The 22,355-nt window shown below is 68.8% G+C and carries 20 protein-coding genes; 8 read left to right on the forward strand and 12 right to left on the reverse strand.

The genetic code is table 11. From position 1 onward, the window contains the following. Genes rhaS through B0F77_RS18145 form a run of 4 tightly spaced genes read right to left on the reverse strand, consistent with a single transcriptional unit; the run spans position 1 to position 4,544 of the window. Positions 1–1,065, reverse strand: a complete 1,065-nt coding sequence (gene rhaS, locus B0F77_RS18130; RefSeq protein WP_086664097.1) for a rhamnose ABC transporter substrate-binding protein — start codon at positions 1,063–1,065, stop codon at positions 1–3. Next, entirely contained in the window at positions 1,062–2,021 is a 960-nt protein-coding gene (locus tag B0F77_RS18135) for an ABC transporter permease (protein WP_086664098.1), read from the reverse strand. Before B0F77_RS18135 ends, rhaS begins: the two co-directional genes overlap by 4 nt. Next, positions 2,014–3,048, reverse strand: a complete 1,035-nt coding sequence (locus B0F77_RS18140; protein WP_086664099.1) for an ABC transporter permease — start codon at positions 3,046–3,048, stop codon at positions 2,014–2,016. The genes B0F77_RS18135 and B0F77_RS18140 overlap by 8 nt, the downstream gene beginning before the upstream one ends. Continuing rightward, on the reverse strand, positions 3,045–4,544 hold the full coding sequence (locus B0F77_RS18145; protein ID WP_086664100.1) for a sugar ABC transporter ATP-binding protein: 1,500 nt from the start codon (positions 4,542–4,544) through the stop codon (positions 3,045–3,047). Before B0F77_RS18145 ends, B0F77_RS18140 begins: the two co-directional genes overlap by 4 nt. 125 nt (positions 4,545–4,669) lie before the next feature. Here B0F77_RS18145 and B0F77_RS18150 point away from each other — a divergent pair, with 125 nt between their 5' ends. Then, on the forward strand, positions 4,670–5,677 hold the full coding sequence (locus tag B0F77_RS18150; protein ID WP_245848354.1) for a LacI family DNA-binding transcriptional regulator: 1,008 nt from the start codon (positions 4,670–4,672) through the stop codon (positions 5,675–5,677). A 15-nt stretch (positions 5,678–5,692) separates the two neighbouring features. On the opposite strand, the gene B0F77_RS18155 is transcribed toward B0F77_RS18150, so the two are convergent. Beyond that, positions 5,693–6,106 carry a hypothetical protein gene (locus tag B0F77_RS18155; RefSeq protein WP_086664101.1) on the reverse strand — a complete coding sequence of 138 codons (414 nt, stop codon included), beginning with the start codon at positions 6,104–6,106 and terminating at the stop codon, positions 5,693–5,695. Positions 6,107–6,285: 179 nt separating this feature from the next. Here B0F77_RS18155 and B0F77_RS18160 point away from each other — a divergent pair, with 179 nt between their 5' ends. After that, a complete protein-coding gene (locus tag B0F77_RS18160; protein ID WP_086664102.1) occupies positions 6,286–7,380 on the forward strand; it encodes a serine/threonine-protein kinase in 1,095 nt (364 codons plus the stop codon). A 2-nt stretch (positions 7,381–7,382) separates the two neighbouring features. Here the strand turns inward: B0F77_RS18160 and B0F77_RS18165 are convergent, their stop codons facing one another. The 6 genes from B0F77_RS18165 to B0F77_RS18185 all read right to left on the reverse strand — a co-directional run bounded on the left by B0F77_RS18165 (position 7,383) and on the right by B0F77_RS18185 (position 13,616). Continuing rightward, entirely contained in the window at positions 7,383–8,969 is a 1,587-nt protein-coding gene (locus B0F77_RS18165; RefSeq protein ID WP_086664103.1) for a CocE/NonD family hydrolase, read from the reverse strand. After that, positions 8,966–9,544 carry a TetR/AcrR family transcriptional regulator gene (locus B0F77_RS18170; protein WP_086664104.1) on the reverse strand — a complete coding sequence of 193 codons (579 nt, stop codon included), beginning with the start codon at positions 9,542–9,544 and terminating at the stop codon, positions 8,966–8,968. The genes B0F77_RS18165 and B0F77_RS18170 overlap by 4 nt, the downstream gene beginning before the upstream one ends. Before the next feature lie 42 nt (positions 9,545–9,586). Beyond that, entirely contained in the window at positions 9,587–10,198 is a 612-nt protein-coding gene (locus B0F77_RS18175; RefSeq protein ID WP_158102736.1) for a VOC family protein, read from the reverse strand. Next, positions 10,195–11,622, reverse strand: a complete 1,428-nt coding sequence (locus tag B0F77_RS47935; RefSeq protein WP_158102737.1) for a hypothetical protein — start codon at positions 11,620–11,622, stop codon at positions 10,195–10,197. The genes B0F77_RS18175 and B0F77_RS47935 overlap by 4 nt, the downstream gene beginning before the upstream one ends. 97 nt (positions 11,623–11,719) lie before the next feature. After that, on the reverse strand, positions 11,720–12,718 hold the full coding sequence (locus B0F77_RS18180) for a TerC family protein (RefSeq protein WP_086664106.1): 999 nt from the start codon (positions 12,716–12,718) through the stop codon (positions 11,720–11,722). A 40-nt stretch (positions 12,719–12,758) separates the two neighbouring features. Beyond that, the gene (locus B0F77_RS18185) at positions 12,759–13,616 is read right to left on the reverse strand and encodes a cellulose binding domain-containing protein (protein ID WP_143466794.1); all 858 of its coding nucleotides are present in this window, start codon (positions 13,614–13,616) and stop codon (positions 12,759–12,761) included. Between the two features lie 404 nt (positions 13,617–14,020). Between B0F77_RS18185 and B0F77_RS49840 the strand changes: the two genes are divergently transcribed. Genes B0F77_RS49840 through B0F77_RS18210 form a run of 5 tightly spaced genes read left to right on the forward strand, consistent with a single transcriptional unit; the run spans position 14,021 to position 20,375 of the window. Further along, complete coding sequence (locus tag B0F77_RS49840; RefSeq protein ID WP_245848356.1) at positions 14,021–16,204, forward strand: pectinesterase family protein; 2,184 nt, start codon at positions 14,021–14,023, stop codon at positions 16,202–16,204. Then, a complete protein-coding gene (locus B0F77_RS18195) occupies positions 16,201–17,076 on the forward strand; it encodes a carbohydrate ABC transporter permease (protein WP_211293854.1) in 876 nt (291 codons plus the stop codon). The genes B0F77_RS49840 and B0F77_RS18195 overlap by 4 nt, the downstream gene beginning before the upstream one ends. Beyond that, the gene (locus B0F77_RS18200) at positions 17,073–17,954 is read left to right on the forward strand and encodes a carbohydrate ABC transporter permease (protein ID WP_086664108.1); all 882 of its coding nucleotides are present in this window, start codon (positions 17,073–17,075) and stop codon (positions 17,952–17,954) included. The genes B0F77_RS18195 and B0F77_RS18200 overlap by 4 nt, the downstream gene beginning before the upstream one ends. A 7-nt stretch (positions 17,955–17,961) precedes the next feature. Further along, complete coding sequence (locus B0F77_RS18205; protein ID WP_086664109.1) at positions 17,962–19,233, forward strand: ABC transporter substrate-binding protein; 1,272 nt, start codon at positions 17,962–17,964, stop codon at positions 19,231–19,233. Beyond that, positions 19,230–20,375 carry an enolase C-terminal domain-like protein gene (locus tag B0F77_RS18210; protein ID WP_211293855.1) on the forward strand — a complete coding sequence of 382 codons (1,146 nt, stop codon included), beginning with the start codon at positions 19,230–19,232 and terminating at the stop codon, positions 20,373–20,375. The genes B0F77_RS18205 and B0F77_RS18210 overlap by 4 nt, the downstream gene beginning before the upstream one ends. A gap of 47 nt (positions 20,376–20,422) precedes the next feature. Here B0F77_RS18210 and B0F77_RS18215 read toward each other — a convergent pair whose 3' ends face one another. Next, positions 20,423–21,187 carry a pectate lyase gene (locus B0F77_RS18215; protein WP_086664111.1) on the reverse strand — a complete coding sequence of 255 codons (765 nt, stop codon included), beginning with the start codon at positions 21,185–21,187 and terminating at the stop codon, positions 20,423–20,425. A gap of 192 nt (positions 21,188–21,379) precedes the next feature. Between B0F77_RS18215 and B0F77_RS18220 the strand changes: the two genes are divergently transcribed. Beyond that, entirely contained in the window at positions 21,380–22,291 is a 912-nt protein-coding gene (locus tag B0F77_RS18220) for a pectate lyase family protein (protein ID WP_245848358.1), read from the forward strand. The last annotated feature ends 64 nt before the right edge of the window (positions 22,292–22,355 follow it).

The following is a 22,355-nucleotide window of genomic DNA, read 5'->3' on the forward strand; positions in this document are numbered from 1 at the left end:
TCAGAAGTCGAACTTGTCGATGTTGTCCTTGGTGAACACGGTCGGCGGGCCGAGGATGACCTCGCCCTTGGCGCCGATCGTGTAGTCGCCGAGGTCACCGGCCTTGTACTTCTCGCCCTCCGCACCGGTGATCTGCCCGGACGCGAGCGCGGCGGCGGTGTAGGTGGCGAGGTAGCCGAGCTTGCTCGGGTCCCACAGTGCGAACGACTTCACCGTGCCGTCCTGGACGAACTTGCGCATCTGGTTCGGCGTGCCCAGACCGGTCAGCTGGACCTTGCCCTTGTACTCCGACGAGCTGAGGTAGCGGGCGGCCGCCGCGATGCCGACGGTGGTCGGCGAGATGATGCCCTTGAGGTTCGGGTGCGCCTGCAGCAGACCCTGGGTCTTCTGGAACGACGTCTGGTCGTCGTCGTTGCCGTACGCGGTCTCCACGAGCTTGAGGCCGGAGTACTCGGGCTTCGCGAGCTCGGTCTTCATGACCTCGATCCACGCGTTCTGGTTGGTGGCGTTGGGGGTCGCGGACAGGATCGCGATCTCACCGCTGCCGCCGATCGCCTCGGAGATCAGCTTCACCTGGCCGGTGGCGATCTCGTTCGGGTTGGCCTGGTTGATGAAGACGTCGCGCGCGTCCGGCGCGGCGTCGGAGTCGAACGAGACGACCTTCAGGCCCTGGCCACGAGCCGACTTCAGCGCGGGCGCGACGGCGTTGGCGTCGTTGGCGGCGATCACCAGCGCGTCCTGCTTCTGCTGCGCGGCGGTGTTGATGTAGGTGACCTGCGAGGAGGCGGCGGCGTCGGACGGCCCGGTCGCCTTGACCTCGGCCTTGATCGCCGTACCCGCCTGCTCGGCGCCCTTCTGCGCCACCGTGAAGTACGGGTTGTTGACCTGCTTGGGCAGGAAGGTGATCTTCAGGCCTTCCTTCAACGGCGCGTTCGGGTCGGCCTTGGCGGCGTTGGTCGCGCCGCCGGTCTGCTGGCCCGCGCTGTCCTTCGTGGTGCCACCACCACAGGCGGTGAGCGCGACGGCTCCGGACACCACCAGAGCGAGCACTAGACGTGTGTTCATGAGGCGGCCTTTCGTAGGGTGGCGACGCGTTGGGTGATCGAGGGGGCGAGAACGCTCACCAGCAGCAGGAGGCCGGTGACGATGGTGAGCACCTCGGTGGAGGTGTCCTGCAGGATCAGCAGGTTGCGCAGACCGCCCAGCAACAGCACGCCCGCGAGCACGCCGAAGAGCGATCCCTTGCCGCCGAAGATGGACACGCCACCGAGCAGGACGGCGGCGACGACGGCCAGTTCGAGCCCCACGCCGTTGTCCGCGCGGGCACTGGAGAAGCGGAACGTGTAGACGATGCCCGCGATCGCGGCCACCGCCCCGGCGAGGACGAAGAGGGACAGCTTGATCCGCTTGACCCTGATGCCGGAGAAGCGGGCACCCTCTTCGTTGGCGCCGATCGCGTAGACCGAGCGGCCGAACGAACTGGCGTGCAGGGCGATGCCGAACAGGATCGCCAGGATCGCGGCCAGCACGATCGGGTACGGGATGTTGGTGCCGGGCACCGGGGTCGTCCCGAACGACGTGTAGCTCGCCGGGAAGTCCGCGACCGCCGTGTCGCCGAGCACCACCAGCGCGAGACCGCGGTAGAGCGCGAGCGTGCCGATGGTGACCGCGAGGCTGGGCAGGCCGAGCCTGGTCACGAGCAGTCCGTTGAACGCCCCGCAGAGCGCGCCCACCACGATGACGGTCGGCAGGATCGTTTCGAGCGACCAGCCGGCGTTCCACAGCCAGCCGATCAACGCGCTGGACAGGCCGAGCACCGACGCCACCGAAAGATCGATCTCGCCCGCGACGATCACCAGCGTCAGCGGCAGCGCGATCAACGCGATTTCGCCGATGTCGAGGCCGAGGTAGAAGAGGTTGCCGCCGGACAGGAACGAGCCGTCCGTGCTGACCTGGCCGGTCAGTGCCACGACGATCAGCAGGAACACCAGCGCGGTCTCCCACCGCAGGAGGTTACGCATGGCTGGTCCCTTCGGTCTTGCGCAGGGCCTTCGCGAGCCGCAGCGCCAGGAGCCGGTCGACGGTGATGGCGCTGAGCAGCAGCGCGCCGGCGATCGCCTGCTGCCAGAACGCGGGGATCTGCAGCACCACCAGGCAACTGGTGATCGTGCCCAGCAGCAACGCGCCGAGCGCCGCACCCGCCACGGTGCCGGAACCACCGAAGATCGCCACACCGCCGACGACGACCGCGGCGACGACCTGGAGTTCGAGGCCGGTGCCCGCCGCCGCGTCGACCGTGCCGTAGCGCGCCACCCACAACGCACCGGCCAGTCCGGCGATCAGTCCGGAAAGGACGAACGTGGTCAGCGTGCGCCTGGCGACCGGGATGCCCGCGAGGGTGGCGGCTTCCGGGTTCGAGCCGATCGCGTACAGCTCGCGGCCGGACCGGTAGGAGCGGAGGTAGACCGCCGCCACCGCGATGACCACGATCGTGATCAGCACGAGGATCGGGATGCCGAGGACGCGGCTGCTGCCCAGGTCCAGCAACGCGTCGGGGAGGTTCGCCGCGTTGACCTGCTTGCCCTGCGCCAGCGCGTAGTCGATGCCGCGGAACACGTAGAGGGTGCCGAGGGTGACCACGAGGCTGGGGACGTTGCCGAGTGCCACCAGCAGGCCGTTGAGCAGGCCGCATGCCAGCCCGACCGCGACGCCGAACCCGATGCCGGCGATGAGCGGGGTACCGGGGTGGTCGGCGAACTGTTGCGCGGTCAGGAAAGCGGACAGGCCGAGGACCGAACCCACGGACAGGTCGACGTTCCTCGTCACCACGACGAGGGTCTGACCGACGGCCAGCAGGGCGACGATCGAGGCGTTGAGGAGGAGGTCGCGCAGGCTCTGCGGCTGGATGAACCGCGGGTTCACGACCGCGGTGGGGATCACGACCAGGGCGAGGGCCACGACGATGCCGAGTTCGCGGACCCGGCCGACCTTGTTGCTCAGGCGGCGGGCCGCGGTGCGGCGCGCGGGAGCGACGGCGGTTGCGGTCATCGGGCCACCTGCCCGGCGGCCGCGAGCGCGACCCGTTCCTCGGTCGCGTCCGCCCGCGACAGCTCCTCGACCAGCCGGCCCTCGTGCATCACGAGCACGCGGTCGGCCATCCCGAGCACCTCCGGCAGTTCCGACGAGATCATCAGCACCGCCACGCCCTGGCCCGCGAGTTCCGACAACAACCGGTGCACCTCGGCTTTCGTGCCGACGTCGATGCCGCGCGTCGGTTCGTCGACGATCAGCACGGACGGCTTGCGGGCCAGCCACTTGGCCAGCACGACCTTCTGCTGGTTGCCGCCGGACAGCACGCCGACCGGGTCGCTCAGCTTCGCGAACTTCAGCCGCAGCTTGACCGCCCAGTCCTGGGCCAGCGCGCGTTCGCTGCGACGCCGCAGCAGCCCGAACGTCGACAGGCGGCCCAGCGAGGCGAGCGCGGTGTTGCGTTCGATCGACGCGTCCATCACCAGCCCCTGCTGGCGACGGTCCTCCGGCACGAACCCGATGCCCGCGGCCATCGCGGCTGTGGGGGAGCCGTACTTCAGCTTCCGCCCGCGCACCGTCACGGCACCGCCGTCGGGCCGGTCGATGCCGAACACCGCCCGCGCGACCTCGCTGCGGCCGGCGCCGACGAGTCCGGACAGCGCCACGATCTCGCCCGCCCGGACCTCGAACGACACGTCGGTGAACACGCCTTCACGGGTCAGCCGCCGCACGGAGAGCAGCACCTCGCCCGCGGTGGTGTCCTGCTTGGGGAACAACTGCGACAGCTCGCGGCCGACCATCCGCCGTACCAGGGAGTCCGGCGTTTCGCCGGACAGCTCGCCGGACCACACGAACTCGCCGTCGCGCAGCACCGTGGCCCGCTGGCACAGCTCGAACACCTCGTCGAGCCGGTGCGAGACGAACAGCACGGCGGCGTCGTGTTCGCGCAACGCCCGCACCACACCGAAGAGCCGCTGGACCTCGTGCGCGGACAACGCGGCCGTCGGCTCGTCCATGACGATCACCCTGGCGTCGAACGACAGCGCCTTGGCGATCTCCACGAGCTGCTGGTCCGCAATGGACAGTCCGCGCGCCGGACGGGCCGGGTCGAGCCGGACGCCCAGCCGGGCGAACAGCTCCGAGGTGCGCGCGTGCATCGCGGCGACGTCGATGCGGCGGCCGAGCCCGAGCGGCTGGCGGCCCATGAACACGTTCTCCGCCACCGACAGGTCACCGAACAGCGTCGGCTCCTGGTAGATGATCGCGATTCCCGCGGCCAACGCGTCCGCGGGGCCGGTGAACCGCTGCGGCGAGCCGTCGACCAGCACCTGGCCCGCGTCCGGGCGATGCACCCCGGCGAGCGTCTTGATCAGCGTCGACTTGCCCGCGCCGTTCTCGCCGAGCAGCGCGTGGGCCTCGCCGGGCAGCAACCGCAACGACACCCCGGACAACGCCCGGACGGCGCCGAAGGACTTGCTCACCTCGTCCAGGGCCACCACGGGAGGTCGGTCCACAGTTCCGTCTCCTCGATGTTGAAACGTTTTAACGGCTGAGTTACGTGCACTCTGGGTGCGTTGCGGCTGCGTGTCAAGATGTGCGGGGTACGATTCGTTGTCACGTTTCAACAAAGGAGCCGCCCGTGAGGCCGTCAGTGGGCATCCGCGACGTCGCGCAGCACGCCGGCGTGTCGAACGCGACCGTCTCGAACGTGCTGAACCGCCCGGACGTCGTCGCACCCGCGACGCGCCAGCGGGTCCTCGCCGCGATCGCGGAACTCGGCTTCGTGCGCAACGAGTCCGCACGTCAGCTGCGGGCGGGCCGCAGCAGGGTGCTCGCCTACGTCGTGCTGGACGCGGCGAACCCGTTCTTCACCGACGTGGCGCGCGGCGTCGAGGACGCGGCCAGGGAAGCGGGCTTCGCGCTGTTCCTGTGCAACAGCGCCTCCGACGACGGCCGCGAACGCGAGTACCTGGAGCTGCTGCACGAGCAGCGCGTCGAGGGCATCCTGATCACCCCGGTCGACGACGAGTGCGCGCAGATCGCCGAACGCGGTACCCCGGTGGTGCTGGTCGACCGCGAGGCGCTGGACGGAACGCGCTGCTCGGTGGCGGTCGACGACGTGCTCGGCGGCGAGCTCGCGATGACCCACCTGATCGAGAGCGGCCACACCCGGATCGCGATGATCGGCGGCCCGCTGTCGATCCCCCAGGTGCGGGACCGCCGCGAGGGGGCGTCGCGTGCCCTGGCGAACGCGGGTCTGCCGCCGGAGGCGATGACGTTCCTGGAGACGAAGGGCCTGCAGGTGGCGGAAGGTCGCGGCGCGGGGGAGCGGCTGGTGGGCCTGCCGGCGTCGCGCCGTCCCACGGCGGCGTTCTGCGCCAACGACCTGCTCGCGCTGGGCCTGCTGCAGTCGATGACGCAGCAGGGGCTGAAGGTGCCGGACGACCTCGCCGTGGTCGGCTACGACGACATCGAGTTCGCCGCGGCCGCGGCCGTGCCGCTGACGTCGGTGCGCCAGCCGCGCGAGCAGCTGGGCCGCACCGCCGCCCAGCTGCTGCTCTCGGAGAACGACCCGGACCACGAGCACCGGCACGTGCGGTTCCAGCCGGAGCTCGTGGTCCGCGCGTCGACCAGGACGCAGCGTTAGTCCGCCGCCCGCCTGCTAACGGACGAGCATCATTTCCCGTGCTTCTTCGACGGTGCTCGAATTGTCCGGCGGAAGGTAGACGTTCAGCGTGGCCGACGTGAATGCGACGCCCGGACGAAACGCTTTGGTGCGGGACACGACGGTCATGTCGACCTTGTGGAATTTACCGGTGCACGGAACACTCGGCGCGTATTTCTCGCCGATCGCGAGCTCGCCCCGCACGTTCTGGGTGACCTGCACCCACAACGACCCGGTCGCGCCGTTCTGGCACATCACCCGCGTCGGCACGGTCACAGCGGCGCCGCGCGCCTCCAACCGTCCCTGCGGCTGAATGACCACCGAGGCCTCGAGCGGCGGGGTGGCCGCCGCGGGCAATGCGGTGGCCACTATCGCGGCTGCGGTCAGCACGAACGTAGAAATCGCACGCATGATTCTCCACCTCGTTGTTGTTGGCGGTTGCGGCCGCACGCCGACATTAGCCACGAGGTGATCAACCGGGCGAGGGGCCAAATGATGGGACGAATTCAGGATTCATCGAACCATCGTGGTCCGCGATTCCCGGACGGCGGCTGACGGTTGGGTCACCCGTTCGGCGGGCACCCCAGACCATGCCGGACACACGTCTGCTCGCCAACCGCTACCGGGTGGGTGAACTGCTGGGCTCGGGCGGCATGGCCGAGGTCCGCCGCGGCAGGGACACCCTGCTCGCGCGCGACGTCGCGATCAAGCTGTTCCAGCCCGGCCACGACCCGGCGGACGCGCAGCGGTTCGACAACGAGATCCGCACGCTCGCGGGGTTGTCGCATCCGGGGCTGGTGGCGGTCTACGACGCGGATCCGGCCGGCGAGCCCCCGTACATGGTGCTGGAGCTGGTCGAGGGCCGCACGCTGCGCGGACGTCTCGCCGACGGGCCGATGGACGTCGAGGACGTGCGCCGACTGGGCGCGGCCCTGGCCGACGCGCTGGCGCACGTCCACGCGCACGGGTTCATCCACCGCGACGTCAAGCCCGCCAACATCCTGCTGGGCGAGGAGGACGTGCCGCGGCTGGCCGACTTCGGCCTCGCACGGCTGACCGACAGCGCCCGCCTGACGAGGGCCGACCAGGTCGTCGGCACGGCCGCCTACCTGGCACCGGAACAGGTGCGCGGCGCCGAGATCACCCCGGCGGTGGACGTCTACGCGCTCGGGCTGGTGTTGCTGGAATGCCTGAGCGGACGCCGCGAGTACGAGGGCGCGGAGATCGAGGCGGCGGTCGCGCGCCTGCACCGGGCGCCCGAGGTCCCGAACGGTCTGCCGTCCGACCTCAGGCGGCTGCTGACGTTGATGACCTCGCTGTCCGCCACCCGCCGTCCGACCGCGAGCGAGTGCGCCAGGGCGTTGCTCGCGGCGGACCCGCCCACGCTCGTCGCACCGCGCCCGCGCCCGCGCCGTTCGCACGGACTGCTCGCCGCGACCACGACCGCGGTGGTGCTCGCCGCCGTCGGCACCGGGCTCCTGACACACCACGACAACGCGACCCCGGCCGAGTCGGCGCCCCCGGCCACGACCGCACCCACCACCCCGATCCAGCAACGCACCGCCGAGTGGACCCCGGCACCCGTGGTCCAGACCCAGCCGCAGGTCGCTGTACAGCCACCGGTTCAGGCCGAGAAGCAGGGCAAGGGGAAGTCCGGCAAGAACAAGGGCAAGAACGGCCCCTGAGCTCAGCCCACGGGCAGCACGATCGCCGACGGACGGTCCGGTCCGAAGTGGACGGTCTGGTCGGCGGCGAGCAGCTTCGTCGCGGTGGCGCGCGACTCACCGGTGCCGGGATTGCGGGCGTAGCGCGGGAAAGCGCCACTCGACACCTGCACGCGGATGCGATGACCACGCTTGAAGCGGTAGGCGGTCGGCCACAACCGCACGGTGGCGCACTGCGGTTCGTCGGCACCGGTCAGGCTCACCAGCCCGTCGCAGATGTTCCACGACTTGCCGTCCGGATCGACGTCACAGAGCCGGACGAACACGTCGGCGTGCGGCAGGCTGGAGGAGAACCAGATCTCCGCGCTGACCTCGCCGATCACGTCGACGTCCTGGTCGAGCACCGGGGTGGTGTAGGTGAGCACGTCGGCCCTGGCCTCGAGCGCGGTGTTGTCGACGCGGCCCGCGGTCCCGGACAGGCGCACCCCGCCCTGTGCCGGAGTCGGATCGGCCGGGTCGTAGCGGTAGGTGTCCACTGAGGACTCGGGCGGCTCGGGCGTCAGCGTTCCCGCGGTGCCGAGGTGGAAGCGCCGAGGGGAGTGGCCAGGGGGCGGCCACGACGGGAACTCGCGCCAGGCCTCCTCGCCCATCACGTACAGCCGGACCGGCTCGCGGTGCGGCGGCTCCGTGCCGTTGGCGTGGGCGAGCCCGAACCCGACGGCCTCCTCGACCAGCGTGGCGCTGAAGTCCGTGTGCGTCCACGGGCCGACGGTCAGCCGCGCGGAGCGTCCGTTCTTCTGCAACACCTGGAAGTCGCGGAGCTGGCCCGGCAGGAAGATGTCGTACCAGCCGCCGATCGAGCTCACCGGCACCGTCACGTCGGCGACGCGATGGCTGTGGTCGAACCCCTCCCACCGCTCCGAATCAGCATCGTGGGCGAGGATGTCCTGGATGTAGTCCGACCGTTCGCCGAACGCGGCGACATCGGCGTCCACCAACGGAAGCGTGTGCAGCGCCCGCGCGGTCTTCTTGCCCTGAACGGCTTGGCGCAGCGTCGCGAGCGGACGCTCCTGCGTGCCGACCAGCACGCCCCATCCGAACGGCGTCTCCAGCGACATGCCGTCGGGGCGCAGGAACTCCAGGGTCAGCGCGGACTCGGTGACGATCGGGATCATCGCCTTGACCTGCGGCGGCAGCTGATCGGCGACCGCCCACTGCACGTGCCCGAGGTAGCTCAGCCCGTACAGCACGATGGCGTCGCTCCACGGCTGGGACACCAGCCAGTCGAGGGTCGCGAGCCCGTCCGCGCGTTCCTGCCGCATCGGGTCGAACGTGCCACCGGAACCGAACCCGCCGCGGACGCTCTGGATCACCACCTGGTACCCGCGCTCGGCCAGCGGCCTCGCGAAGATCTGGCCGAACATCCCGCGGCCGTAAGGCGTTCGGATCAACGCGGTCGGCAACCCGTCGCCACCGGACCGCGGCAGCCACCGGTCCGCCAGCAGCTCGACGCCGTCCGGCATCGGCACCCGCAGACCCTTCTGCACCACGACGCTGCGGGTCAGCGGCGGGGAGAGCTTCATCATGCGCTGGATGAGATAGCTGATCATCGGAGCTCCATCATCAGTGAGATCACGCTCAGCAGCCGGTCGGTGAAGGCCTCCGGCTCGGGTGCGCCGTCGACCACCCAGGTCGTGACGAACGAGCCCGCGCCGCCGGTGACGAAGGCGGCGAGGTCGTCGATGGCCTGGGGAGAGAGCCGGTCGCCGTACCGGTGGGCGATGGCCTGCCGGTTGACCGGCAGCATCAGGCTGATCAGGCCGCGGTCCAGGGCGAACGCGCAGGATCCGGTCAGCAGGGCGCGGTAGAACACCCGGTTGTCGGCGAAGTGCCGGGTCATGACGAGCGTCTCCGCCCGCCCGTCCACGGGTTCGCGGAGGTCTGCCAGGCAGGGCAGCAGCTCACGTCGCGCGAGGTCCAGCCCGGCCTCCAGCAGCACCGTGTCGAGGTCGGTGAAGTGCTGGTAGATGACCCGGCGGCTGACGTCCGCGGCCTCGGCGATCTCGGAGATCGTGACCGCCGTCGTGCCGCGCGCGGTGACCAGGTCGAACGCCGCCCGCAGCACGGCCGCACGGGTGCGGCGCACCCTGGGGTCGCGCGCGGGCTCGTCCTGATGCAGGTCCATGCCCAGATTATGCACACGTGTTACTAAGTGCACAACTGTTACTTATCTGAGGAGATGACGACCGTTCGGCGCGGTGATCCAGGCCACGAGGGCGGGTTCGGGTGCGTGCCGCACCTCGACCTCGGTACCGAGTGCCCGCAGACGTGGCGTGATCAGGGCCGGATCGGGGTGCTCGACGTGCAACGACTCCAGGATGAGACCGGTCGGCGCCGACAGCGCCGGCGACGGCGTGCCGCCCCAGCTGATCAGGAACGGCACCACGCCGCCGCGCAGGGCGTTGCTGGTCAGCCGCCACCGCACCACCTCGCCGGACGCCGTCTGCCGCTGTCCGTCGATCACGTCACCGGGGTCGAAGCCCTGGGCGACCGCCGCGGCTCGGGCCCCGTCGATGTCGTCGTGCGCGACCGCCCAGCCGACCAGGCGCGGTTCCGCCACACCGTCCACTCCGAACGGACGGGGCGCGGCCGGCGCCGGCTGGCCCGGATCCGGGGCGATGATCTCCAGGTACGTCCGGGGCCCAAGTGCCAGCAACCTGTTGTGCGTGCCCAGACCGACGTGCTGACCACCGCCCGCGGCCCGCACGCCGAACCGTTCCTCGAACGCGTTCACCGCCGCGTCGAGCTCCGGCGCGGCGTAGACCAGGTGATCGATCACGCGCCGCGTCCCAGGTACTTCTTGATGCAGTGGACGACACCGAGACGGCTGGCGAAGGCGTTGAAGTCGGCGAGCCGGACCACCGAGAACCCGAGGCCGGTCCACAGCCGTTCCATCGAGTCGTCGATCACGGCGAGGTCGGCTTCCGGACCGTGCCCGAACGTGGGCAGGTAGACGGTGCGGCCGCTGGAGCTGTTCTCCACCAGGCAGTTGTTCCAGGTGATGTGGTGCCACGACCGGACCTGGATGACGGACTCGGGTTGTGCGCCCGCCGCCGTGAACTCGGCGACCACCTCGCGCAGTTCGGCGCCGTCCGGGGTGCCGGCGAAATCGCGCAACGCCGCCAGCGTGAGCCGCTGGGTGATCTGGGGCCGATGGACGAGCGGGTTGCGTTCGACGGCGAAACCACGCCGGTCGAACTCGGCCGCGATCTCGTCGTACGCGGTCTGCAGGGCGAACGGCGACTTGGTGCCCAACGCGTCGTCGGCGAGCTGGGGGCTGCCCACCAGCACGCGGAACCGGCCGTCGTCGCCCGGACCGGCCAGCGTCACGAACATGTCGATGTGGAAGATCGGCTGGAGGTCGCCGGTGCCGCCACCGGGCAGGTCGAGCAGGTACTCGCCGCCCTCCACGGTCGCGTAGTACCGCTTGAGGCCCAACGGCCGTTTCGTGCCGACGAGCTGGAGCTCACGCGCGCTGTCGACGTACCTGCCGAACAACTCCCGCACGAACTCGGTCTCCGTCCGGCCCTCCGGCACGCTGACCGGGAGCTCACCGCTGCGGATCAGCTCCAGGGTGTCGAGGAAGTAGTCCGTGCCCAGCAGCCAGAAGTCGTCGCCGATCAGGCAGTTCCCGCCCTGGAACACGAGCGGGGCCTGACTCGCCCGCACCGAGCTGTACTCCTCGACGTTGTCCGCGATCAGCGAGTCGCCCGAGCGGGGGAACGACCACGGCTCCACCAGGTAGGTCGGGCTCTCCCCGGCGTCGGCCGCGTCCACCAGCGCCACGTAGCCGTCCTCGGCCCAGTCGGTGAAGTCGACGTAGTCCGGCATCGGCACGTACGACACGTTCCCGGCCGGATGCTCGCCGAACCACCCCTCGACCGTCTGCCGGTCGCTCTCGTGGTGCACCACGACGAACCGGGTCCCGGGACGCATCGCGTCGATCACCGAGCGATAGCCCGCCGTCAGCTCCGGTGTGCGCACCCCGTAGGACGGGAACGAGAGCAGCAAGCTGTCGATCGTCCCCGACCACGACGAGATCAGGCTGGGGCGCTGCACACCGGGCCTGGCGCGGAACACGTTCAGCGTGGCGGCACGGGTGGAGTCCAGGGCGGGGAACAGGTCCCGGTCCGTGCGCTTGTGGTGCGGCGCATCGGGAACGAGGAAGCGGTAGGCAGCGTCTCCGTACGTGCCGGCACCCAAGGTGCACCTCCAAGATCGGCGGTTCGCGTGGGCAGCGTCCCACAACCGCTTGCCATGAACGGCGCTTTCGTGGACCTGGGGTCCACGAAAGCGCCGTTCATGGCTTTTCGTCCTCCTTGTGGGCGTGCAGAGAGCCGGGGTGTGCCTTTGCCGTTGGGTCGTTGCGGGTCTTGATCAGGCTCGCGACCGTGACGATCACCAGGATGCCGATGATCACGCCGAGGCTGAGCGGGGTCGGCACCTCGGGCACGCTCGCGGAGATGTCGACGTGCGCCCAGTGCAGGATCAGCTTCACGCCGATGAACGCCAGGATGACCGCGAGGCCGGCCGACAGGTAGACCAGCCGGTCGAGCAGGCCCTTGACGAGGAAGAACAACGCGCGCAGGCCGAGCAGCGCGAACGCGTTGGCGGTGAAGACGATGTAGGGCTCCTCGGTCACGCCGAACACCGCGGGGATCGAGTCGAGCGCGAACAGCAGGTCCACGCCGCCGATGGCCACCAGCACGACGAACAGGGGAGTGGCCATCCGCTTGTCGTCGATCCGGGTGAAGATCTTGCCGCCGACGTAGTCGTCGGTGACCGGGAGGAGCTTGCGCGCGGTCTTCACGACGACGTTGTTCTCGACGTCGGGGTCCTCGTTGCGGTGCCGGAACAGCTGCACGGCGGTGTAGATCAGCAGCAGGCCGAACAGCAGGAACATGAACGAGAACAACGACAGCAGCGTGGCGCCGACGGCGATGAAGATGCCGCGCATGATCAACGCCAGCACGATGCCGAAGGTCAGCACCTTGTGCTGGTGTTCCTCAGGCACCAGGAACGTGGTCATGATGATCACGAACACGAACAGGTTGTCGACCGAGAGGCTCTTCTCGACGATGTACCCGGCGAAGTACTCCGTGCCGAACTCGCCGCCGTGCGCGCTGGCGAACCACACGCCGAACGCGATGGCGACGAGGATGTAGAACACCGACCACAGACTGGCTTCGCGGAAGCCGATCCGGTGCGGTCGCCAGGCGGCGAGCACCAGATCGACCGCCAGCAGTGCCACGATCACCCCGATCGTGATCGCCCACGTCAGTCCGCTGATCTCCAGCACGGAGTCCTCCTCCAGAAGTCCTGTCCGTCTTAAAAGGACGTTACCGGACCGGGCACGGGTGATCGTTCACGGAGAACCCCGTCGGCGCCGGGTTGATCATCCGGTAGGAGGCGGTGAAGCCGACCACCTGGGTGGCTCCGGCGGGGATGTCCGCGGTGTAGGAGACGTTCGTGGCCCGCACGTCCTGGCCGGACTGCTGACCCGTCGCGTTCCAGATGTCGGTCATCACCTGGCCACCGGTGAACTTCCAGCGCAGCGTCCACCCGGAGATCGGCGCCGTGCCCGTGTTGGTGATCGTGATGTCGGCGTTGAAGCCGATGTCCCAGCGATGGGTCACGCGGTAGTTCACGGCGCACCCGAACACCAGGGGAGGTGTGGTCGTCGTCGCAACGGGCGAGGGCACCGCGGCGGCGGGTGGTGGTGTCGTGGTCGAGGCGGACGGCTTGGCCTGCCCCTTGCAGGGTGCGCCCCACAGCCCGAGTCCCGCCCTGGTGGCGGCGGCCTCGGCTTCGACGAAGGCGGGATCGTGCGGTGCGTCGCCGCGCAGTATCCCCTGGCTGACCGCGAGCAACGCGTACTCGGTGCCGTCCTCGAGCCACAGCGGCGCGTCGTCGACGACCGTCGGGTCACCCGGATCGACCTTGACCTGTTTGTCGAGCAGGAACGCCTTGGCGAACGCGGTGGCGGCGCCCGCCCAGCATTCCTCCGGAGCGGCGAGCCCGGCCATCCGGACGCGCGTGCCGTCGGACAGCAGGACGGTGCGGCCGTCCTCCACGCCCTGGACGGTCAGCGTGTTGGTCAGGGTCGGCGGCGCGACGAGGCGGTGCTCCGACGGCGGACCGGACGCGATCGGCGTGGGCGTGCCGGTGCATCCGGTGAGCAGGAATATCGCGGTCATCACCTGAACGGTCGATCTGGATCTCATTGTTCCCCCGGTACTGCGGTAGTACGAGTGGAGCTGGGCAATGGCGGGGAAAGCTAGACCAAACGGCGGCTGCGGTCAATACGAGACTGATCAGTCTCGTTCGATGAACCGGGTGTCGAAGAGCATCGAACGACCTGGTCATGGCGTCGAAACGTCGTTCGACGAGCGGTCGGATCGTAATGCGTACGTCACACCGCTGCTACCTCGTGGCCCGGAAAACGAATTCGATCCGTTCGAATCGAACCCCAGTCGAATTCCACGTCGAATTGTCGAACAAATTCATTTCGTTGACGCCCGGCGCACTCGTTCGTAATATCCGGTTCACGCTCGTGGACGGTGTTCACGAATATGAACAACCATTCGAAGGGTATTGCGCCATGCGATTGTTCGTACGTGCGCTAGTGCTGGCCTGTGCCTGCACGGGGCTGGCGAGCGCACCCGCGCTCGCCGGCCACGACCCCGCGCGGCAGGTGCTGCCCGCCGGGGACGGATGGGCGTCGAGCGGACCGGGGACGACCGGTGGCTCGGCCGCGCCGGCCGATCACGTGCACACCGTGCGCACCCGCGCCGAGCTCGTCGCCGCGCTGGCCGCGCCCGCCCCGCGGATCATCCGGGTCAGGGGCGTGATCGACGCGAACACCGGGCCCGACGGAAAGCCGTTGAGCTGCACCGACTACGCGACCGACGGCTACACGCTGCCCGCGTACCTCGCCGCCTACGACCCCGCCGTCTGGGGTCGTGACCGCAAGCCGCAAGGACCCCTCGAAGACGCACGGGCGGCCTCCGCGCGCAACCAGCTGGCGACGATCGGGTTCGAGGTCGGCTCGGACACGACGATCATCGGCGTCACTCCCGGCGCTGGGATCACCGGCGGCAGCGTCCGCATCCACGGCGCGCGCAACGTGATCGTGCGCAACCTGACCTTCCGCGACACCAGCGACTGCTTCCCCGCCTGGGACCCGACCGACAACAGCCCCGGCGCCCTGCCCGGCAACTGGAACTCCCTCTGGGACTCGGTGTCGTTGCAGAAGTCCGAGAACGTGTGGGTCGACCACAACACGTTCACCGACGAACCGAACCCCGACAGCACCCAGCCGCTCTACTTCGGCAGGCCCTACCAGGTGCATGACGGCCAGCTCGACATCACCGCGGCCTCCGACCTGGTCACCGTGTCGCGCAACGTCTTCGCCGACCACGGCAAGACCATGCTGATCGGCGGATCCAACACCTCGACGACCGACCCCGGCAAGCTGCGGGTCTCGGTGCACCACAACGTCTTCCGCAACTCGCAGGAACGCGCGCCGCGGGTCCGGTTCGGCCAGGTGCACGTCTACAACAACCTGTACGAGGGCACGCAGGTGTACAGCTGGGGCGTCGGCGTGAAGTCCCAGATCTACGCGCAGAACAACTACCTCCGCGGCATCGCGCCGGAGAAGGTCGTCTACAACTGGGGCGGCACGGCGATCACCGACACCGGCAACCTGGTCGACGGCAAGCCGGTCAGCCTGGTCGACGCGTTCAACACCGCGTTCCCGGAGAAGAAGCTCGGCACGGACGCAGGCTGGACTCCCACGCTCAACCGCGGGCTCGAACCCGCCCACCGCGTGGCGCACCTGAAGGCCGGGGCGCCACCGGCGGGCCGGCACCTGAGGGTCGGCGCGGACTTCGCGACCGTGCAGTCCGCGATCGACGCGGCACCCGCCGGTGCCGTGATCACGCTGGCGAAGGGCGTGTACCGCGAGGTCGTCAAGATCCCGGCGAGCAAGAAGGGGCTGACCCTGCGCGGCGCCACCGGACGCGCGCAGGACGTCGTGATCGACTTCGACAACGCCAACGGCACCAAGAAACCCGACGGCACCACCTACGGCACGTCCGGCAGCGCCACCGCGACCATCGCCGCGGACGACTTCAAGGCGCGCGACCTCACGTTCCGCAACTCGTTCGACCGCAAGAAGCACCCGGAGATCACCAACACCCAGGCGGTCGCGGTGAAGGCCACCGGCGACCGGATGTTCTTCGACCGCGTGCACTTCGAGGGACACCAGGACACCCTGTACGCCGACTCGCCGAACGTGACCACGCGTTCCCGCCAGTACTACCGGGACTGCGCGATCACCGGCGACGTCGACTTCCTGTTCGGCCGCGCCACCGCGGTCTTCGAACGGGCCACGATCACCGCTTTGAACCGCGGCGGTGACCCCAACGGCTACCTGACCGCCGCCAGCACCCAGCGCGCCAACCCGCACGGCTTCCTGATCGTGAACTCGGAGGTCCGCAGCGACGCCCCGGCCGGCACGTACTTCCTGGGCAGGCCCTGGCACCCCGGCGGTGACCCGGAGGCGATCGCGCAGGTCGTCATCAGGAACACCAAGCTGCCCGCCGCGATCAAGGCGGCGCCGTGGACCGACATGTCCGGCTTCCCGTGGCGTGGCGCCAGGTTCGCGGAGTACCGCAACACCGGACCGGGCGCGGGCACCGGCGCGGACCGGCCGCAGCTGACCGACGAGCAGGCGAGGCAGTACACCAAGAGCGCCTACCTGGACGGGTGGAACCCCGCGTGAGGACCCGCACCTGGGCGCCGTACGCGCTCATCGCACCGACGCTGGCGTTGATGGCGGTGTTCCTGGTCTACCCGATCGCCTCGGTCGGGTGGTTCAGCCTGCGCCAGCACACCGTCACCCAGCCCTGGAAGAACGGCTTCATCGGGTTCGAGAACTTCCGCCGGATGCTCTTCGACGACCCGTTGTTCTGGCAGAGCCTGATGTTCAGCGCGAAGTGGGTCGTCGTCGAGGTCGGTCTGCAGCTCGTGCTGGGCCTGTGTCTCGCGCTGATCGTCAACGAGACGTTCGTCGGCCGGGCGATGGCGCGGTCGCTGGTGTTCTCGCCGTGGGCGGTGTCCGGTGTGCTCACCACCGGCATCTGGATCCTGCTCTACAACCCGTCCACGGGCATCTTCCAGCAGCTCGCGCAGTGGGGCATCGGCGATCCCGGCACGTCGGTGCTCGGCGACCCGGCGACGGTCTTCCCGGCCACCGTGGTCACCGAGCTGTGGCGCGGCGTGCCGTTCTTCGCGATCCTGTTGCTCGCCGACCTGCAGACCATCCCCAACGACCTGTACGAGGCCGCGTCGGTCGACGGCGCCGGACGGTGGCGCCGGTTCGTCAGCGTCACCCTGCCGCACCTGCGCGACGCGATCGTGCTGTCGACGCTGCTGCGTGCGGTGTGGGAGTTCAACAACGTCGACCTGATCTACACGCTGACCGGCGGCGGGCCGGCGAACCAGACCACGACGCTGCCGTTGTACGTGGCGCGCAAAGCCGTGGACTCGCACGACTTCGGTTACGGCTCGGCGCTGACGATGGCCGGCTTCGCGATCCTGCTGTTCTTCTCGATCCTCTACCTGAGGCTGTCCAAGTTCGGGAGCCGGGCATGACCCAGACCCTCACCCGCCCGGCCACCGTGACGTCGCCACCGCCGGCGCCGCCGCGCCGCAAGAAACACCGTGATCCCAGCAGGTTCGTGCGCCTGCACCTGCCGTTGGCGCTCTACCTGCTGTTCACGCTGATCCCGTTCTACTGGATGCTGGTCTTCGCGTTCCGGCCGACGGGAGAGACCGCGCTGATCCCGTGGCCGATCACGTTCGAACACTTCGACACGGTGTGGAACGGCATCGGCTTCGGGTTGTTCTTCCAGAACAGCCTGATCATCGGGATCGGCACGCTGATCACCGTCACGGTGTTCGCGCTCATGGGCGGATACGCGCTGGCGCGCTTCAAGTTCCGCGGTCAGCGGGTGTTCCTGCTGGCGTTGCTGTGCACGCAGTTCATCCCCGGCGCGATGATGCTGATCCCGCTGTTCGTGATCTTCAAGAGCGCCGGGCTGCTGAACAGCCTCACCGGTCTGGTCATCGCGGACACCGCGTTCCAGCTGCCGCTCGCGTTGATCCTGATGAGCGGGTTCGTGCGCAACGTGCCGGTGGAGCTCGAAGAGGCCGCGATGGTCGACGGCTGCTCGCGGCTGCGGGCGTTCTTCGCGGTGACGCTGCCCCAGCTGCGGCCCGCGCTCGTGGCCGTCGGTTCGTTCGCGTTCATCGGGGCCTGGAACAACTTCCTCTTCGCGCTGATGTTCGCGAGCAGGCAGGACAAGTTCACATTGCCGGTGGGGTTGAGCTACGCGCTGGGCGAGTTCAACACCGACTTCGGGGCGCTCGCGGCGGGTGGAGTCGTCGCCGCGGTGCCGGTCGTGCTGGTTTTCGCCGTGGTGCAGCGGTTCCTCGTGCAGGGACTGAGCGCGGGCGCCGTCAAGGGATGAGGGAGACATGAGGAGACTGCTGGTCGCGCTGGCACTCGTGCTGAGCGCCTGCTCCGCCGGGGGACAGGACGGTCCCGCGACGATCACGTTCTGGGACAACAACGGCGGCCCCGGCCGCACGCCCATCTACGAGGAGCTGATCAAGCGGTTCGAGGCGGCGAACCCGAACATCAAGGTCGAGTACGTCGGCATCCCGAGCTCGTCCGTGCAGCAGAAGTACGACACGGCCATCGCGGGCGGGTCCACCCCGGACGTCGGCGGCGTCACGACCTCCTACCTCGCGCACCTGGTGGGACAGGAGGCGCTGGAGCCGCTGGACGAGCGGGTGGAGTCGGGGCCGCTGAAGGGAAAGCTGCTGCCCGGCCTGCTGGAGACGGTGCGCCAGACCGCGATGGACGGCAAGCTCTACGCCGCGCCCGCGTCGGGCAACCTCGACGTCATCTGGTACCGCTCGGACCTGTTCGCCGAGCAGAAGATCGCCGTCCCGGACACCTGGGACCAGCTGGTCGACGCGGCCGCCAAGCTGACCAAACCGGCGGACAACAAGTACGGGTTCACCATCCGCGGTGGCGCCGGCTCGGTCTTCCAACTGCTCGCCGAGGCCTACTCCTACTCGGGCGTGGACAAGTTCTACGACGGCGGCAAGAGCACGGTCTCCGACCCGCGCAACGCCGAGCTGGTCAGCAAGGTCGCGGGACTCTACAAGAAGTCCACTCCGGAAGCGGACGTCAACAACAGCTACACGCAGATGGTCGCCCAGTTCACCGGCGGCACGGTGGCGATGATGCACCACAACCTGGGCTCCACCGCCGACGTGATGAAGGCTCTCGGCGCCCAGAAGGTGAGCGCCATGCCGTTGCCGAAGGGCCCGTCCGGCAAGCGCACCGTCGTGCCGAACCCCACCGACGGGTTCGCGGTCTTCAAGGGCAGCAAGAACCCGGACGCGGCCTGGAAGTTCGTCGAGTTCCTGACCTCGGCCGAGAGCAACGGGTACTGGAACGAGAAGGTCGGCCAGATCCCCGCCAACACCGACGTGCGCGGCGCCGAGTGGATCCAGAAGAACGCGGCCGTGAAGATGGCGCTCGGCGTGCTGGAGGACCCGGCGACGGTGCTCGTGCCCGCACCGGTCTACCTGCCGGAGTACTCGTCGATCACCAAGACCGACACCGAACCGCTGTACCAGAAGGTGTTGCTCGGTCAGATGTCCGCGAAGGACTTCCTCGACCAGCTCGCGGGCAAGCTCACCGCGGCCCAGCAGGAATGGGAGAAGCGGAAGTGATCGAACGCGTCGCCGTGCGCACGTTCACCACGACCGCGTGCACGGCCGTGGACCCCGAGGGGCACCGGCATCCCGCGCCCGAGCACGAGGTGACCGAGGCACTGCTGGAGATCACCGACACCGACGGCGCCACCGGGTACTGCCAGATCCAGGCCGACCACCTCCGGCCCGCCGTGCTGGACAAGCACGTGCGGCCGGTGCTGCTCGGGCAGGACCCGTGGGACCGCGAACGGCTGTGGCGCCTGCTCGGCCGCCGGCAACGCGGCTCCGGCGGCGGGTTCACCGACCGTGCGCTCGGGTTCGTCGACACCGCGCTGTGGGATCTGGTCGCGCGCAAGGCAGGGCTGCCCGCGTGGAAGCTCGCCGGCGGCGCCCGCGACCGGATCCCGGCCTACGGCAGCACGATGTGCGGGGACACCGACGGCCTCGCGACACCGGGTGACTACGCGGACTTCGCCAAGCACCTCGTGTCGATCGGCTATCGGGCGATCAAGCTGCACACCTGGATGCCGCCGGTGCCGGGCGCGCCCAGCGTGTCACGGGACATCGAGGCCTGCCAGGCGGTGCGCGAGGCCGTCGGGCCGGACGTGGAGCTGATGCTGGACGCGAGCCACTGGTATTCCAGGACCGAAGCGCTCCGGCTCGGCAAAGCGTTGGAGGAACTGGACTTCTACTGGTTCGAGGAGCCGATGGAGGAGGCCTCGATCAGCTCCTACCGGTGGCTCGCCGAACAGCTGGCGATCCCCGTGATCGGGCCGGAGGTGGCGTGGGGCAAGCACCTGACCCGCGCCGAGTGGATCACCGCCGGCGCGTGCGACGTCCTGCGCGCCGGACCGGTCGGAGCCGGCGGGATCACGCCGGTGCTCAAGACCGTGCACCTCGCGGAGTCGTTCAACATGGACTGCGAGATCCACGGCAACGGCTCCGCCAGCCTGACGGTGCTCGGCGCGACCGACGCGGGCCGGTGGTACGAACGGGGTCTGCTGCACCCGCACGTCGACTTCGACCGGGTGCCGCCGCACCGGAACTCCATCGCCGACCCGCTCGACGAGAACGGGCACGTCACGTTTTCGCTCCAGCCTGGAATCGGGGACGACTGGAATTTCGACCACGTGGGTTCGCATACCGTCGAATCCTGGTGAGAAAAGGCCCCGGACCGCTGTCCCGGGGCCTTTTCAGTACTGATTCACTACCGGTAGGTGACATCCGATGTTTTGTACAGGCAGTTCGTGCTGTCCGGGCCGCTGCCGACCTTCGTCGGCTCACCGCTCGTGACGCCCTTGTACTTCTCGCAGGCGACGATCTTCTTGTTCGTGTCGCCGACGATCGTGATTTTCGACAGTCGCGCGGTGTCCCCGTAGTTGGTGTTGATGCCCACCAGGGACTTGCCGGGGGAGAACGCGGTGATGTTCTCCAGGACGACGTTGCGCTTGTGCTGGGTCTTGCAGTTGCCGCAGGACCGGTAGAGCTTGCCGAAATCGTCCACCTGGAAGTTGCGGATGATCATCGTGCCCGGTCCGTTGTGCTGGAACACCTTGTCCGACGCCTTGCGCGCGCCACCACCGTTGACGGTCATGGTCTGCCCGGAGGACGTGCCCTTGAACGTGGCCGCGTCCTCGCCGACGTCCTCCCACCACACGTTGGTGAGCGTGCAGGTGCCGAGGCAGTGCACTCCGTCGGCGGCCGGAGCACCGAGCACCACGTTCTTCAGCGTCGCGCCGTCGGCGAGCTGGAAGATCGGGTCCTGGTTCTCGTTCTGGCCGCCGGAACCGAGGTTGCCGGTGCCGTAGAACCGCTTCATGCCACCGTCGTAGGAGCCAGCGGGCACCTTGATGGTCGCACTGACGGGTTTGGGTCCGGTCGGTGTCGGAAAGGTGCTGCCCGCGGCCTGGGCCTGGGGTGCGAGAAACGCGGTCAATGCCACGGCCAACACCGTTGTTGCCAGTTTCTTCATGTGCGCTCCGCATGCAGGGGATGCGCGGCGGTAATTTCGATCGTAGGGCGGAAGCTTTTTCTGTCAACTATTGTCGATGATTCGATTCGAATATTGTCGAATTGGTTGACCGTTTTGTTCTGAACTCGCTACCTTCGATGCACCGCCGCTACACAACTTGGAAGGCTTGGAATGATTCCAAAACGTGCAGCATTGATTTCCGCAGTGGCACTGGTCGCCGGTGCCGTTTCTGTTCCGCAGGCCGTCGCGGCACCGTTCGGGCTGGTCGGCTGGGCCACTCAGGGTGGCGGCACGACCGGTGGCGGCAGCGCCTCACCGGTCACCGTCACCACGGCGTCCGCGTTCGTCGCGGCCGCGAAGGCCTCTGGCTCGGCGGTGATCCGCGTCTCCGGCACGATCTCGTTGCCGAGCATGACGAAGGTCGCCTCGAACAAGACCATCGAGGGTGTCGGCTCGTCCTCGGCGATCACCGGGCAGGGTCTCAACATCGCCAACGCCTCGAACGTGATCGTGCGGAACCTCAACTTCCGCAACTGGGGCGACGACGCGATCAACGTCCAGTACTCCACCCGCGTGTGGATCGACCACAACAGCTTCTCGAGTGGCTACGACGGCGCGGTCGACGTCAAGCGGGCGTCCGACTACGTCACGGTGTCGTGGAACAAGTTCTCCAGCCACGACAAGACGATGCTGCTGGGCCACAGCGACGACAACGGGTCAGAGGACCGGGGCAAGCTCCGGGTGACCTACCACCACAACTGGTTCGCGGGCACCAACCAGCGGCACCCGCGGGTGCGGTTCGGCAACCCGGTGCACGTCTACAACAACTATTACGGCGGCGTTACCTCGTACGGCGTCGCGTCGACGATGGAAGCCGGTGTCCTGGTCGAGGGCAACTACTTCGAGAACACCTCGGACACGTTCCACCGGGGTGAGGGCAGTTCGCCCGCTGGCGCACTGGTGGCCCGCAACAACCACTTCGTGAACTCCGGTTCGGGGCAGCAGGGCGGCTCCGTGAAAAGCATCCCGTACGCCTACCCGCTGGACGCCGCTAGCGGCGTGAAAGGCGTGGTCACGGCAGGTGCGGGTGCCGGTCGCGGCTGACGCGGCCAGGGGGCGTTCCCAGTGGCGTGGGACGCCCCCATCTCGTATCTGGGAGCGTTCCCAG

Source organism: Lentzea kentuckyensis (assembly GCF_002150765.1).
GTDB lineage: Bacteria > Actinomycetota > Actinomycetes > Mycobacteriales > Pseudonocardiaceae > Lentzea > Lentzea kentuckyensis.

Coding starts and splice junctions, on each gene's coding strand:
- B0F77_RS18200 (WP_086664108.1), top strand. CDS start 17,073: ATGACCCAGACCCTCACCCGCCCGGCCACCGTGACGTCGCCACCGCCG.
- B0F77_RS49840 (WP_245848356.1), top strand. CDS start 14,021: ATGCGATTGTTCGTACGTGCGCTAGTGCTGGCCTGTGCCTGCACGGGG.
- B0F77_RS18170 (WP_086664104.1), bottom strand. CDS start 9,544: ATGGACCTGCATCAGGACGAGCCCGCGCGCGACCCCAGGGTGCGCCGC.
- B0F77_RS18205 (WP_086664109.1), top strand. CDS start 17,962: ATGAGGAGACTGCTGGTCGCGCTGGCACTCGTGCTGAGCGCCTGCTCC.
- B0F77_RS18155 (WP_086664101.1), bottom strand. CDS start 6,106: ATGCGTGCGATTTCTACGTTCGTGCTGACCGCAGCCGCGATAGTGGCC.
- B0F77_RS18135 (WP_086664098.1), bottom strand. CDS start 2,021: ATGCGTAACCTCCTGCGGTGGGAGACCGCGCTGGTGTTCCTGCTGATC.
- B0F77_RS18215 (WP_086664111.1), bottom strand. CDS start 21,187: ATGAAGAAACTGGCAACAACGGTGTTGGCCGTGGCATTGACCGCGTTT.
- B0F77_RS18140 (WP_086664099.1), bottom strand. CDS start 3,048: ATGACCGCAACCGCCGTCGCTCCCGCGCGCCGCACCGCGGCCCGCCGC.
- rhaS (WP_086664097.1), bottom strand. CDS start 1,065: ATGAACACACGTCTAGTGCTCGCTCTGGTGGTGTCCGGAGCCGTCGCG.
- B0F77_RS18165 (WP_086664103.1), bottom strand. CDS start 8,969: ATGATCAGCTATCTCATCCAGCGCATGATGAAGCTCTCCCCGCCGCTG.
- B0F77_RS18160 (WP_086664102.1), top strand. CDS start 6,286: ATGCCGGACACACGTCTGCTCGCCAACCGCTACCGGGTGGGTGAACTG.
- B0F77_RS18185 (WP_143466794.1), bottom strand. CDS start 13,616: ATGACCGCGATATTCCTGCTCACCGGATGCACCGGCACGCCCACGCCG.